Source organism: Sphingobacteruim zhuxiongii (assembly GCF_009557615.1).
In the GTDB taxonomy this organism is placed as follows: domain Bacteria; phylum Bacteroidota; class Bacteroidia; order Sphingobacteriales; family Sphingobacteriaceae; genus Sphingobacterium; species Sphingobacterium zhuxiongii.
Genome location: NZ_CP045652.1, coordinates 153,042 through 167,754 on the forward strand (window position 1 = coordinate 153,042; position 14,713 = coordinate 167,754).

Genomic DNA, 14,713 nt, shown 5'->3' on the forward strand with positions numbered 1-14,713 from the left:
GAGTCAAATTTAGGCATGATTGTTTTCAATAGACTCGTATAACAAATATACAACTTGTGTAGACAAGAACAAGGGTTTCACATCTTTTATCTAATAATTTATTCTATTTATTTATGTTCAGGAGGCACATTGCCATATCCCCATGCTTGTTTGAATGCTGGAGGAGCAGGTGGGCTTGGTACTTTCCCTGGTGTCATCTGATTTGCTAATTCGATCCCGGTATTTGCGATTTGCCGACCGGCTGAAACCTCTAGGTTTGAATACGAAGTTAGACGCGTTTCATAACCCCCTCCGTTAGGCCCCATGGCTTCCTCGGTTGGAACATAACCTACGCAACCATTGGCTAGCTCCACGATAAAGGTAAATGGGAATCGGCTACCCTTTTTTATGTCTAGACCAAATTGAACGAAGTATTCCGCTGGATTGGAAACAAAGGCAACGGGACCGACCTGTATTGCTTGGACTTCCACCTCAGCTTTGGGTCTTTTTTTGATCATTGCGTCTAATAGAAGCGTTTCCTTTGCAAAAATCCAATCTACGCTTCCCGCCTTTTCGGGGCCTAGTTTTATTAATTCCCAGGATTTTTTAACTTTTTCTTTTGTTGGTATACGTCGGTTTACCGTCCATACTTTTTGTCTAGAATCTAAAGGAATATCCTTTCCAGCACCTCGTTTAGCGAGTAACATCGTTTTGTATGCCTCTGCGCCAACGCGTCCGCCCACTAATTCCCACCATTCTTCCGCGGAAGGGTTAGCTGTTGTCGCTTTGTTATCAACCTGGGTGATATCTCCACAGGCACCTTGCGTGAATACAACAGGTAGTGCAGCATTGCCGGTAACCCCGCGTAGTGTTCTTTCCATGGCGCCAATCCAGTTCGCAGATATTCCATCAGGATTGGTGGTCGCGTGGCAAGCGAAGTTGACAACCATGCCCAACAGATTGTCATTCATATCCCAAACGCCAATGGTGCCTACATCGGGGTCGATGGGTCCGGCATAATCTAACATATCGGGATTTCCTACACCAGGATGAGTGTACGTTAGCCCGTTTTTCATGCGCATTCGTCGATTAAAGGAGACTTTATCCTCGTGGCCTACACCAACTGCGAGTTTCGCATCTTGACGATTTGCATCGGCTTCTACTACCGCAGCAATTATTTGTTGTTGTAATTTTTGGATAAAGCCGGGGTCTGAAACGATGGACATATTTGTCGCCAAATGTTTAATCGTAGGATCAGCATCATCAAAATCTCCAGGCTCGGACATCGCGATAGGACCAGAAGAATGCGAGTGTGATGCCCCGATCATGATATCCTTTCCAAGGATACCACAAGCGGCTTCAATTTCAGCACGGCTGATTTCGACTACCCTACGCGTGACGAACAAGAGATCCAGACCAACAATGGCAACTCTTTTTTTGCCATCGTCGAAAACGACGGCGCGGACTTTACATTGATCATGAAACTTTTTATGATAGCTTTTTCCATAGTTTCCAGGTTGTTCCATTCCTATATCTGGGGTAATGTCTTTTTCAGAGAATCCCGCTTTAAAGGTTGGATCTGCTCCTTCGAACGCGCTTGCGAACATGGGAGATAGCAGCAAGATTGTAAGTAATGAAGTGATTATATTTTTCATCTTAATTTCATTTAGTTAAACGGCTATTGCCATCCTGGATTTTGTTTCAAGTTTGGATTCAATGTGAGCTCTTGTGTAGGAATTGGATATTGATACAATCTGTTATTCCATTTTCTTGCAGTGAATCCGGGGTAAATTTCTCTAAGCTTTCCATCGGCTGGATTTCTTGCCCCTAGAATCGTTTTTGGGTTTTCAAGTAGCTTACCAGCTTTCCATCGTACGATATCATTCCATCGATCACCCTCTGCAGAGGTTTCGATTCTACGTTCTCGACGTATTTCATTTAAAAGAGGAGAAATTGCTTCTTCCCATTGTGGCCAATTTGGATCTGTAAAGCCAACATTCACCGTTAAGTGAGGCATCTTTACGCGATCGCGTAAAAGATTGATAGTGCCATCGAGGATAGCTTGTGTACACTCTCCAAGTTCCGCTTTCGCTTCCGCATAATCGAGCAGTACTTTTCCGTATCGGAAGATAAAATCATCGATGATAGACGTACTAGGGAGACGGTCTTTTTCGTAGGGACTGTATCCCTTGATAATAAAATAACTTGTCGGACAATTCGCATTTAAGAATTCAGGCATAATCTTATTATTGACCGTGCCGTTATCATAGATTCTGTAGGGGCGGGCTTCATGGTAAATAGATTGACGCATCCTAGGGTCACGATTTACAAATTCTGCGGCAAAAGTGGCATCTCCTTGATAAAGGGGGCTGATTCCGATTGGCAGACCATCAGCACATAAGTAGGAATCTACGAAGTCCTTACTATAGCCGGTTTGTGGCTCACCTAATTGACGTACATTATTATGCATGCGCTTGTCGGTAACGAAGCGTTGCACCATGATGCCTTCTGTATTACCTTTCAGTTCATATTGAACAAATAAATCGAAGAAATCATTCTCTGCTTTCCCTGTTTTGTAGACTGAGAATAGTTTCGAGTTAATAATCTGTTCTGCGGCACTTGTTGCTAGCTTTAGAAGTGCTTCATGCCCTGTTCCAACTTTATGATATTTGCGGAAGGTACCCTCGTATAGGGCAACTTCTGTTTTCAGCGCTAATGCGGCATATTTAGTAACTCGGTCTGTTGCAGAATTCTCTGGAAGATTCGCAATTGCAAAGTCTAAATCTGCGATTATGTTATTGGTTACCGTTTCGCGGGTATCTCTTGGAGCGGTTAATTCTGCCGACTCGGGTGTTAAAGCGCTATTAATCCAAGGAACTTCACCAAACATCTTCAGTTTTTCAAAGTAATGGAAGGATTTGAAAAAACGTATTTCTGCTTCGGCGGTCTTTAGAGCAGCATCTGTTATCGTCATTGCCGCGATGCGGTCTAACGCATAGTTACATCGACGAATTTGAAGCCAGTCTGCTTTTCCCCATCCTCCGTCTGTTGCTGGAACGTTATATTCATTCCAGGTATATATATTTCTGCTACTAGGGACTTGATTGTCACTCGCGTTGTCAATATTAAACCATGCTAATCGAGCGTCATAAAGTGTCGCATAGAATTGATTAGCATACATTTCAACGTCTGATGCGCTTTTCCAAAAAGTGGCATCGCTAATTTCATCAAGGGGGTATTTTTCTAAGAAATCATCGTTACAGGACGTGGCTAAGAGTATAGCCAACAAACCTATTTTATATATCTTGTTCATTATGTTTGTTTTTAAATGAATCCTGATTAAAAGCTGAAATTTGCACCGAATGAGAACGAACGAAACATCGGATACGCACTCGGCCCTGGTAGTTCTGGATCTGAAATTTTGATCATCTTCGTCCATGTAAACAAGTTGCTTCCTGTAAAGAATACCCGAATTCGATCAGAGCTTATTTTCTGTGTTAACTCTTGAGGAAGGGTATATCCTAAGGTTACTTGTTTTAGGCGGAGATAAGCTGCATTCTGAAGATATCTTGTTTGGACGGTGGTAATGTCAGCGGCTCCTGCAATAATTGGTCTTGGGTAAAAAGCATTTGGATTTTCTGGAGACCAATAGTCCATGGCTGTTTTAGGAATACCCACCCATTCGTTGGAATATTGTGTTAAGTAGTACAGATTCGAAATTACTAAATCACGCTTTCCAACACCTTGAAAAAAGATATCCATATCGAAACCTTTCCAAGCGAAGTTTGTGCGGAGTCCAAAGCTATAGCGAGGAGTATTATTTCCAATGATGCTCATATCGCCAGGATCACCTAAGGTTTGAGTCCCTCTCGTAATCTTTCCGTCTCCATTGATGTCAACCATCCACAAATCGCCAGCTTGTCTTTTACGGCCATTAATATTGGATTGATCCAGTGCTAGGGCTTCTTGATCTGTTTGGAACAAGCCTCCCGTAGTTAGACCCCAAATATTACCCATTTTTGCTCCAACATAATAGTCTGAAATCAATCCAACAGGGTTGTTGAATCTGGTGATCTCTGCATAGTAATCTGATAGAATCCCCGTGATACCATAGCTGAATTCCCCAACTTTATCATTCCAGTTTATGCTTAGGTCAAATCCGGTCGTTCTAAGATCAGCTGCGTTTGCTTGTGGTTCTGTTTCAGCTATAACAGCCGGTAATGTTTGCGACTTAGTAAGCATGTCTTTTGTATCCCTAGTATAGAAATCAAATGATCCGTTAAGTCGATTATTTAGTAATCCAAAGTCTACACCGAAGTTCTTCTGAGTTACGGTTTCCCAAGTTAACGTTGAGCTAACGAGGCCTGGAGCATAGACTGACATCGGTCTGTCGCCATTCAGTAGATAGTTAACTTCCGCTGCCGACATTGTCGCGATATAAGGGTAATAACCTGTCACATTTTGATTTCCTAGGTTACCGTATGAAGCTCTAAATTTCAGTTGATTTATGCTTGATTTCAACGGTTCGAAGAATGCCTCATTGTCTATTCTCCAACCAACGGATACCGATGGGAAGAACGCAAATCGATCACGTTGCGCAAATTTCGACGTCCCGTCATATCGACCATTGAATTCAATTAAATATCGATCTGCATAGCTGTAATTAATACGAGAGAATGCTCCGCGGATAGCATATTCATCTATACCGTCATACGCAAAGCGGTCTCCAGAGGCAAGATTCATATAAGGGACATTGTTTATGATTAAGTTGCGGCGCTCAGCGGTTACAGAGTTGTATTGCGCATGCTCTTGGTTGAAACCAACCATGACCTTAAAATTATGTTTTTCAGCGAATGTCTTCGTATAATCCGCATAGGCATTGAATACGTAATATCGATCATCATAATTTGAGCGAGAAACGCGACTTGGATTACTTCCTCCATAATAGCCCATTACATCACCTTTTACATTGTAGAAGGGTTGTTTTGCTAAATAAGACATTTGTTTGGTAGTCTTATTGTTAAAGGAATAATCAACGTTAATTGTTATTTCCTTGATAGGGGTAATCTTGACTAATCCCGTCATCCACATATCATTGACGTGGCGTGTTTGATATCCACCTTCGCTTAGCATTTGCGCCGGGTTAAAGATGGAACCCTCATGCGCCCAATTTCCATTCGGATCTTTTACCGGTTGGGTTGAGTATACGTTGGTTTGATATATTGTTCCATCCTCAGGGAATGAGCTTCTAAATTGCGAATCGTTAGGCGGGAAATGCTTGTTTCCATTGTTGATACTAACCTTTGTGCCGACTGTAATCCACTCTTTAATATGGTAGTTTAAGTTGGTCATGAAGTTGTATCGCTTATAGTATTCATCAAAAAGGTCTTTGTTGGTTAGGCCATTTTGTTTGATAAATGAAAAAGATGAATAATAGTCGAATTTTTCTGAGCCCCCTGTGATACTCGCGGTATGCTGTTGCATAGGATAGCTTTTGCTCATCAAAACATCCTCCCAATTCGTATTGGCGACACCGCGCCACTCATCTAATGAGCTTGGATGAATTATTGAGTTTGGTTTAGATGGATCATTATAATGAGCCATCATGGCTTCCATGGTAATGTCATCGAAGTAATTTCGTCCGTTTACACGCATAGAAGCCTCATTCATGTAGGCGATTCTATCCTTTGTGTCAATAAAGTCGATTTTACTGGTTGGGGTATTGGTTGAAAATAAAGTTGATAAACTAATAACAGGTTTATCGTTCTTACCTGATTTCGTTGTGATCAAGATAACGCCATATGCCGCACGAGCTCCATAGATGGCCGCTGAGGCCGCATCTTTTAATATGGTAACACTTTCTACGTCAGACGGACTAATGAGGTTAGGATCCATTGGAATACCATTGACGAGGACTAATGGTCCGCCGCCATTGATTGAAGTATTTCCGCGGACGTTGAATGTTGCTGCTTTACCAGGGGCACCAGAACTTTGAGTCACGTTTAAATTGGGAGCCGTGCCTTGTAAACCTTGGCCTAAGGTTGTGATTGGGCGACTTTCCAATACTTCCGATGTTACGGTTGATACTGCACCAGTAAGGTTTTCTTTTTTCTGAGTACCATAACCAATGACAACGACGTCACCGATAGAAGTCACATCGGATTGTAGCGTTACATCCGTTATTCCTGTGCTGGAAATCGGTAATTCTTGGGTGACATAACCAACTGTACTAAATACAAGCGTTTGGTCTGTACCGGAGGATTGAAGGCCATATCCACCTTGAGCATCTGTTGATGTGGCGGCGGATGATCCTTTAATCTTTACGCTGACACCTTCAAGCGGTACACCTTCCGCATTTCGGACGGTTCCAGTCAATGTTTTTTGTTGAAAAATGTTGTTGATTACAACATTTGTTTTCTTGAGCGATTTGCCCTTCATGGAGGACAAGTACGTATCACGATCCGTGTCGGAATAAGCCGATAAGGATCCCGTGCACATTACCAAGCCAGCGCTGATAAAGAAAACACGGAGGATTCGCGATAGATGCTCTTGGCTGCTAATCTGTTCCATATGCATTGTTTGAATTAAACTTGACTCAAACTCAGAAACACCGATTTGATGAATCCGAGTTATAGCGAAATTTGTACATAAGAGTTCCATGTCCCTCTTTTTCGCTATCAAAAAAGGGCTTTTTATTTTGGACAATCTTGTAAGTCTTCGTTCGGTGAATCCAAATGTATCTAATGCACGGTTTAGGGTTCTCTTACGCTAACCATTTGGACGCATCATATTAGTTTCAGCAAGTATGGAGAAGGGTTTTCAGTTGTGAAAGTTGTGGTCTTCTCATAATTTTTTTGGATATATAAATATCCATTTTTCATAATCAGTTAAGTAAATATAATAAAATACTTGTATATACAAGAAAAATATTCATAAAATAGATTTTAATATAATTACACGATTGGTAATCAATGTTTTAAATGTAATCTAATTACAATAGTATCAATATTTCATGTATATACAAGGTTGATTAATTATGAATGTTTAGAGATTTAATATACAGGAAATCATGAGGGTTTATTTTATAAATCTTCGTCATTCATAAAATAAAAAAGCAGCGGGGTTTCCGCTGCTTCAACACTAAATTACTATTACTACTAAATTTTTTCTGTTAAAAAGACGATCTCTTTGTAATTGTCTTTTTCATAAAGCACACCAATCTTCTTCTTGTTAATCAAAACAATATCCGAATAAGCGGAGTATGAACCTTTATACCCATTAGGTGCCTTTGCTACTAGTTTACTGTAAAACCAAGTTTTTCCTTGATCTTTTGATAAGCGCAACGTTAAATTATTTCGGTCAACTGTATCTGCCGCATTTATATGTGCTAGAATAAATTTCTTGCCTTTTTTCCAAGATAAGACAGAACCCTGATTGATAGGGTCAGGAAGATTTGCATCTGGTAGTGAGGAGTCCCATGTTTCTCCTGAGTTTGAAGATCTAGAAATTATTCTTGTCTTAGGAGTCAATTGTTGATTTCTAGAACTCATGTATACAGCGTTATCTGCAATTTGAGCAGCGATTGATTCGTTTGTGCCAGGAAACAATACATTTTCACTTAATTTAAACGTTTTCCCATGATCGTCGCTGTAAAAAGCATGGGCTACCCAATCTTTTCCATTCTTGTCGGGATTCCCAGCAGAGTGGTTCGCCGCAACGTAAATCCGTCCCTTTTTGGGGCCTGAAACAAATTGAAAGGCATGACCCGGCGTATTGGCATACGTGCGCCAGTCTTCATTAAAGTTATAAGCGGCATTTATTTGAGGTTGTTTCGGACGATGGGTCGACGTCGTGATATTTACCGCTTCGGACCAGCTCTTACCGCCATCATTAGATACAATATACCAAGACTCGCGAAGTCCTTTTCCTTTTCGTACTTCACCTTCATGATTATTTCCAGTATTGTAAAACAAAAAGATTCTGCCTTCTGGATATTGCGGATCCAATAGATCGACTACTGGAGCGGGATTGCCAGCCTGAAGTTTTTCATAATCTACGGCCTTCTGTAATGCGCTCCAAGTTTTCCCTTCATCTTTTGAGATTTTAAGAACAATGTCGACGTTTCCATAGTCGCCCGCATGGTCAACACGTCCTTCAGCAATCGCTATTAATTCTCCGTTTTTATTTTTTATGATTGCTGGAATGCGGTAGCTCGCATAGCCTTCTTCTCCGGACTTAAATACTGTTGTTTCTTGTGCGTGTGCGATAGTTAAAGTAGCAACGGCACATAAAGCAAAAAATAGTTTTTTCATAGTATATGTATTTTAATAAGTTGGTACAAATGTGAACATCCATTTTGTAGGATTTTGCCAGTCTTTCCCTTTAAAATCACGAACAGGAAGCTTAATCACAACTTCATTCCATCCCTTTTTAAGGTTTATCATTGTTGGTTTTCGAAAGGAATAACCTTCATCGAGAAGTGGCTGTTCGATATTTCCTTTTTTTCCTCCTTGTTTCCAATTGGGTGCAGCAATTTGGGTCCCATTGACAAAAACTGCACTTTGCAGTTCATCCCATGCTCCAATGGGAGGGGAATCGCTAGCGTAAGATCTAGAAAGGTTTGCAAAACCAATCCAAAAAGGGTAATTACCGGCTTTATCGCTATATATTCGTGTTTTAGCATACCACGTGGTATTTTCTCTTGGGTTCGAAATAGCACCCGGCAACACGTCGGACCACCAATGACGGAGAATGACGGTGCCTCCAATCGCTCTTACGGCAGCTTTGCTCGATATTTCTTCTTCACTGAAGTTTTTACTCAAATCTCCCTGATTGTCAAAAGGTCCATATAGATTCCATTCTAATCCACTTTGTTTGACATAAGGAAAGGGACGATTATGGAAGTATAAATCCTTATGAAGTAATAGGCGAGATTCAAACTCTTTAAATTCGGATAATAGGGTGGGGTCTACTGGAATATTTGCCTTCCATTCCGCTTCTCCTTTTCCTCGCCATATCCGTTCTCCAAAACTTAATATACTAGGATAAATCGCATTTTGAATAAACATATCTTCAGGACTTGATACTGCGCGGTCTGGCCAAGCGCATAAAGTAGCTCCTTTTAGTGCCGCGGACTCCTGATCTTGAAGACTTATTTGCCTAAAGAATAAGGTCGTAACTGTCTCAAGCGGATCCATATGGTTTATATATAGATGTTTGGAGTCAATATACTTAATCTGAGAATTGGGGGCTATCGCCGTTGCCTTTCCCATCCAGAGCTGACGAATTGTGGAGTTCTCAAGATTGCTTCCTGGATCCCATCCATAAGTTTGATAACCCAGAGACTCTACAAAACGTGTAATCTCAGGCATAAAGTTTTTGTTATTTATTTTTACTTCGTCTCCTCCAATATGTAAATGCTTAAGTTCAGGATATGTTTCATGAAATTCTTGAAGAAGCTCTTTTATCTTTTCAATGCCCTTCTCGGTTTGCATGTTTACTCCGAAATATCGCTCAAATGCTTCACTATGTCCAGGCATGTCAATCTCGGGAAGCAGTAAGATATGGCGCTCTTTACAATACGCGATGAGCTCTCTAAAATCTTCTTCGGAATAGGATCCATTAGGCCACCGGGTGATATTGTCGGGCGCATTTAATTTAGGGTATTTTTTACTTGCTAAGCGCCAAGCGATATCTTCGGTGAAGTGAAAATGGAGGACATTGAGCTTATATGATGCCATCACATCAATTTGCTCTTTTAACATGCTCATTGGTTGATGATTTCTACCAACGTCTACTAAAAATGCTCGCCATGAAAAAGCTGGCTTATCTGTAATGGTTGCCATTTGAATGGATTGCTTGTCTAGAACGAACTGCGATAATGTCTGAATTCCATAGAAGATGCCGGTTGTAGTTGCTGCATCTATATGAATTCCTTTTTGATCAATATGGAGTTGATATCCTTCTTTACCAAGTGAAGACTGTAAATCTCTATTGAGCTGAAGCGTCAAGGAAATGGAGCTTTGATCGTTTTTTTTGATATTGTTCTTCTCGAAAAAGCGATTTAATAAATCCTTTTCATAGGTTAGCCCCTCAGCCATGATTTCAATGCGAAGCCCTTTAGCCAGATTTAACCGATCGGATTTCCAATGACTTTCTATTGGCATTGGAATTAGAGCCTGTTGAGATCTAACTTCGTTAATAATGAATATCATTATCAACAGTAAGAAGCAATTTAAACTGTTGCTTTGTCTGCGCATGTTGCTACTGATTCAAGATTCTTTAAATGCGTTTGTAAAATACTCCAACAATACCATTCTTGCCTTGGTAAATGGAAAGGGCCTTTGTAGAGATTTCCTTTTGCTGTTTGCGCAATGCTACCGTCTCTATGTAAATAGCCAAACCATTCGCCACGTTGTTTATCATGAAACGTACTGTAAGCATATTTGTGAATTTCACTGTGCATTTTTGCATATTGCTCTTTACCGGTCACTAGGTATGCGAGTAAACAAGCAATAATCGTTTCGTTTTGAGGCCACCAAAACTTCATATCTTGCCAATATTCTTGGACAGGTTTGTTATAAACATCACGGAAATACAAGATTCCGCCATGTTCTTTATCCCAGCCACGTTCCCACATATAATCTAACATGCGACAACCCAAATCAATAAGATTCGAATCGTAATTTCGATAGACGGCTTCGTGCAAAATAAACCAGGCCCCTTCGATAGCATGTCCCGGATTTAATGTTCTGCCATCAATATGATCAACAATGCTTCCGTCGAAGGCAACTTGCTCCATGACGCAGCGGATATCGTCTTTTACAAAGTTCTGCTCAATCTCCTTAATCCATTCAAGAATAGCATCATCACAACGAGGGTCGCCAATGGTTTCACGTAACTGTTGTGCCGTGTTCATCATGATCATAGGAATACCAATTCCTTTTGTTTGTCTTGTTTCTTCAAATTTAGGTGCTATCTTCTTTTCGCCGGATGCATAAGCTAAGCATTTCCCGAAGAGTTCACGAGCGAGTCCCGCAGCATCTTGGTCTCCCGATGCTTTTGCATAAGCTGCAAATGCGATGACTGCAAAGGTCTCGGAGAAGAAGTAACGACGCATGCGAATGGGGTTTCCTGCCTGATCGACGTGAAAATACATTTTGCCCTCAGAATTGAAACATTTGTCTCTCAAGAACTCATACCCAAGTTTTGCGCCCTCCAGCCATTCCTTTTTTGGCTCTACTGTGTTATACAACGTAGCGAGTAGCCAACATGCTCGGCCTTGAATCCATACGGCTTTGTCGGTATCGATTAAGCTTCCATCGGCATCGCGCATGAGTAAGTATCCTCCAAATTCTTTGTCATATGATCGAGGAAACCAAAAAGGGACAGTATCTTCTGTTAGTTGTTTTTTATAAAATGAGGCTAACTCATCGAGGTCATGATTAGTGTACATATTATTTTTCTAAGGATAAGAGGAATGTGCTTACAGGAATCGAGGAATCGCTTTCTAAATTCGCTCGACTAAACGGTTTGTAAGCATAAAGTAGTTTATGAAGAGATTGAGCATTTGAGATAAGGAGACTATTGCCTTTGATTTCTATGTGATTTATCGGCACAATCCGCCCCAAGGAATCGACACCTTCAAAACCAATGAGTTGCTTTCCGTCGGTTGTTTTTAATTGTTTACACTCGGAGAAATCTATTTTTAGTAATCCATCTTTACTCAAGGTATAGGCTATAGGCTGTGGAGAGTCCGCTTGAATTTGTTCATGATATACATGTTTTCTCACCAGGTTTGCTAACCGAATTCCGATTGGAATTTTGTTTGTCGGATGTACATCTAAGGAATCACCCAGATCTGAAGAAACAGCCATGTAGACCTGATCTAGTTTATTTGACATCAAGCGTTGGCTATCGCGAAATGCAGGCCATGACGGACGATCAATACTTGATAGTTGGACAATAAAGAAAGGTAGATTCTGTTGAAAACTAGTTCTCCATGAATCAACGAGAACAGGAAATAGACGTTCATGAAGCTCTAGATTATGGGTGTTGCTTTCCCCTTGATACCATAAAACCGCTTTAATATTTGTGCCTAGCCATTTAGAAACGCCGGCTTCATAGTTATATGCGGGTTGATAAGGATGTCTTTGGTTTTTAAGCGTGCTGTTTTTTGAATTTACTGCTGCGCGTTCGCGACAAAACTCTTGGATATAACCAGAAGTTCGCCAGTTGTGAATATAGGTTGCGAATTGGTAATCCGCTTCTAGTGATTGACGTGGAATCCAAGACTCTGCGTTAGTACCACCTACAGCAAGCTCGATAATGCCGATTGGCACTTTTGAAGACGATGCAATCTGATCGGCAAAGCTGTATGCAATTGCAGAAAAGGCAGCAATGTTTTCAGATTGAGGGACTTCCCATTGGCCACTGAAATATTCTAAGCGATTAATTTTATCTAGGTTCGCTTGATCCCAACTTGTATTGTTTGTTTGAACAGTCGTTTTATTCTTAAATAATCGTATTGTTTTTCCGGCTGTCGATTTATGGATTAAGTCGTTTGAATTTTGTGCTTGGCTTAATGTAAAAGCCATATTTGATTGGCCAGAGGCTAGATAGACATCGCCAAAATAAATATCCTCTAGTTCAATATGTTCTTTTTGGGATTCGAAACGTAGTTTATAGGGCCCTCCCGCAGATTGTTTTGGTAATTCTATTGTCCATCGACCAGTTTGATCAGCAATAGCCTTGATTTTAAGCTTGTTGAATTTTAATAGGACGGTTTCATTACTAGATGCGAGCCCCGTTATTTTATTCAGCACACCGCGTTGTAGTACCATATGTGAGCCAATGGTTTCTGAAAGGCTAAGGGCATGATTGGTTTTTCCCAAATGTCTGAAAACATTGTTCGCGATGATAGTTGCTCCATCAGCATTTGGGTGTACAAAATCATCAAATAGATCTATTCGCGTATAGAGTTCGGTGTGGTTGTCGATTAATGGTAAATGATGATTTTCTGCAATCGATATAATTTCAGATTGGATTTGTTGAAACCAATCTCTTGTTCCAGAAAGGAAGCGTTGATGACCGCTAAAAATGGGCGTCATTTTACAGATGTAAATCTGCACTTTTGGGTTTTGCTGTTTAAAGGATTCAATTAGCGAATCGTAATCGCTTTTGAAATCTATTTTATAGTTTGGCCAATTTCGAGGGTCAGTATCGTTAAGACCTAAAGCAATGACTACAATATCGGGTTGGAAAAGTAAGGCCTCGCGGTACTCTGGAGATGCCATATATGGATTGTGGCCGTTTTTCAACAGCGTTGCACCATTACGACCAAAATTACCAACGAGATAATCTTCCCCTAGTAGTGTTTGCAAATGTTCCGGATAGGATTTCCCTTTCGCAATACCATAACCTTTTGTGACAGAGTCGCCAATACAGGCTACCTTTTTCGATGCAAACCCCTGTAGGTTTATTAATAAAAGAACAAATATGAAATAAGTCTTAATTGCTCGTTTCATTAGCTTTAGGTTTTAAAACAATCAATTGAAGGACTAACACGGCAAGTACAATAAGGGCTAGTAATGCGAAATCACTTCCTAATTTGCCATCGTCTGCAGAAGCTCCCAAATATTTTGTAATGTATGCTCCCGCAAATACACCAACCATGTTCATTAAGCCATAGGCAGTTGCGCGGAACTTGGAAGGTACAAACTGACAGAGTATGGGCATATTGTTGGCGTCAAACATTCCGAAGCCAAAGCCAAACATAATACCTGCAGATACAATCGCAACGACCGTATGACCGTATCCTATAAGGAACACCGCAGGAATAGTAAGCGCCAGCCCTATAGCACTGGTATAAATGCGACCACGAATATTCTTCTGAATCCAACGATCCGAAAGGATGCCGCCGAGTATGACCCCAAAGAATGATGATACAGCAATCGTAATGGTTGCGAGCGGGCCCGCCTGTTCCATTGGAATATGTAAGTTTTCAGAAAATAAAGTCGGTAACCAGTTCTTCGTTGCCCATCCCGGTAAGCTTGGTATAGCGAAGTATAGTAGGATGACCCAAAATGAAATATTACTTAATAAGACGGCTAATCCTTTTCCAATATTGGTTTTTTCTTTTACAGTCTCTACCGTCGTACGATGTGTTGTTTCGCGAAGGAAGAATAATAAAACTAACGAATAGACAACGCCAATAAGACCAAATAAACCAAAGGTATGCTGCCATGAATAAGTGGATGATATGGTTGCTCCGAATCCTCCTAAGGCTTGCCCGAAGTAGAAACCAGTCATATGTATGCCGATTGCTAATGATCGCGTTTTATCTCCGTGATAATCAGCAATCAACGCTAAAGCAGCAGGTATATATAGCGCCTCACTGACCCCCATAACGGCGCGGAGGGCATAAAGCTGTTCATAACTAGTGGCATGGCTCATTAAATATGTTACGCCAGACCACACGAATAAACTTCCTACGATTATATTTTTACGGTTCCATTGATCCGCAACGATGCCTGCTACAGGACTCATAAATCCGTATATCCATAAAAATATCGCCATCAGGTTGCCGAACACTTCTGCGCTCTCTAAAGCTTTAATATCTTGGGCTATAGTCGGACGCATGGTTGATAGAATCTGGCGGTCCATATAGTTTAATAATGCGACAAACCAAAGTAAACCGACAACTACCCAAGGATATATTTTGTTGTTTTTCATG

Annotated in this window: 8 protein-coding genes; all 8 read right to left on the bottom strand. The window is 40.8% G+C overall.

Annotated features, from left to right (window positions below; genetic code table 11):
* Positions 1-107 precede the first annotated feature (107 nt).
* A complete protein-coding gene (locus GFH32_RS00745; protein WP_153509257.1) occupies positions 108-1,634 on the bottom strand; it encodes a hypothetical protein in 1,527 nt (508 codons plus the stop codon).
* Between the two features lie 23 nt (positions 1,635-1,657).
* Positions 1,658-3,292, bottom strand: a complete 1,635-nt coding sequence (locus GFH32_RS00750; RefSeq protein WP_153509258.1) for a RagB/SusD family nutrient uptake outer membrane protein — start codon at positions 3,290-3,292, stop codon at positions 1,658-1,660.
* A gap of 26 nt (positions 3,293-3,318) precedes the next feature.
* A complete protein-coding gene (locus GFH32_RS00755; protein ID WP_194285657.1) occupies positions 3,319-6,549 on the bottom strand; it encodes a SusC/RagA family TonB-linked outer membrane protein in 3,231 nt (1,076 codons plus the stop codon).
* Positions 6,550-7,136: 587 nt separating this feature from the next.
* Positions 7,137-8,291 (bottom strand): sialidase family protein, encoded by a 1,155-nt coding sequence (locus GFH32_RS00760; protein ID WP_153509260.1) that lies wholly within the window; start codon positions 8,289-8,291, stop codon positions 7,137-7,139.
* A gap of 12 nt (positions 8,292-8,303) precedes the next feature.
* The gene (locus GFH32_RS00765) at positions 8,304-10,145 is read right to left on the bottom strand and encodes a family 20 glycosylhydrolase (RefSeq protein ID WP_160366861.1); all 1,842 of its coding nucleotides are present in this window, start codon (positions 10,143-10,145) and stop codon (positions 8,304-8,306) included.
* A gap of 68 nt (positions 10,146-10,213) precedes the next feature.
* The gene (locus tag GFH32_RS00770) at positions 10,214-11,434 is read right to left on the bottom strand and encodes an AGE family epimerase/isomerase (protein WP_153509262.1); all 1,221 of its coding nucleotides are present in this window, start codon (positions 11,432-11,434) and stop codon (positions 10,214-10,216) included.
* 1 nt (position 11,435) lies between these two features.
* Positions 11,436-13,505: a GDSL-type esterase/lipase family protein gene (locus GFH32_RS00775; RefSeq protein ID WP_153509263.1), complete on the bottom strand. Its 2,070-nt coding sequence runs from the start codon at positions 13,503-13,505 to the stop codon at positions 11,436-11,438.
* Positions 13,489-14,712 (bottom strand): MFS transporter, encoded by a 1,224-nt coding sequence (locus GFH32_RS00780; protein WP_153509264.1) that lies wholly within the window; start codon positions 14,710-14,712, stop codon positions 13,489-13,491. Before GFH32_RS00780 ends, GFH32_RS00775 begins: the two co-directional genes overlap by 17 nt.
* Position 14,713: the final 1 nt, after the last annotated feature.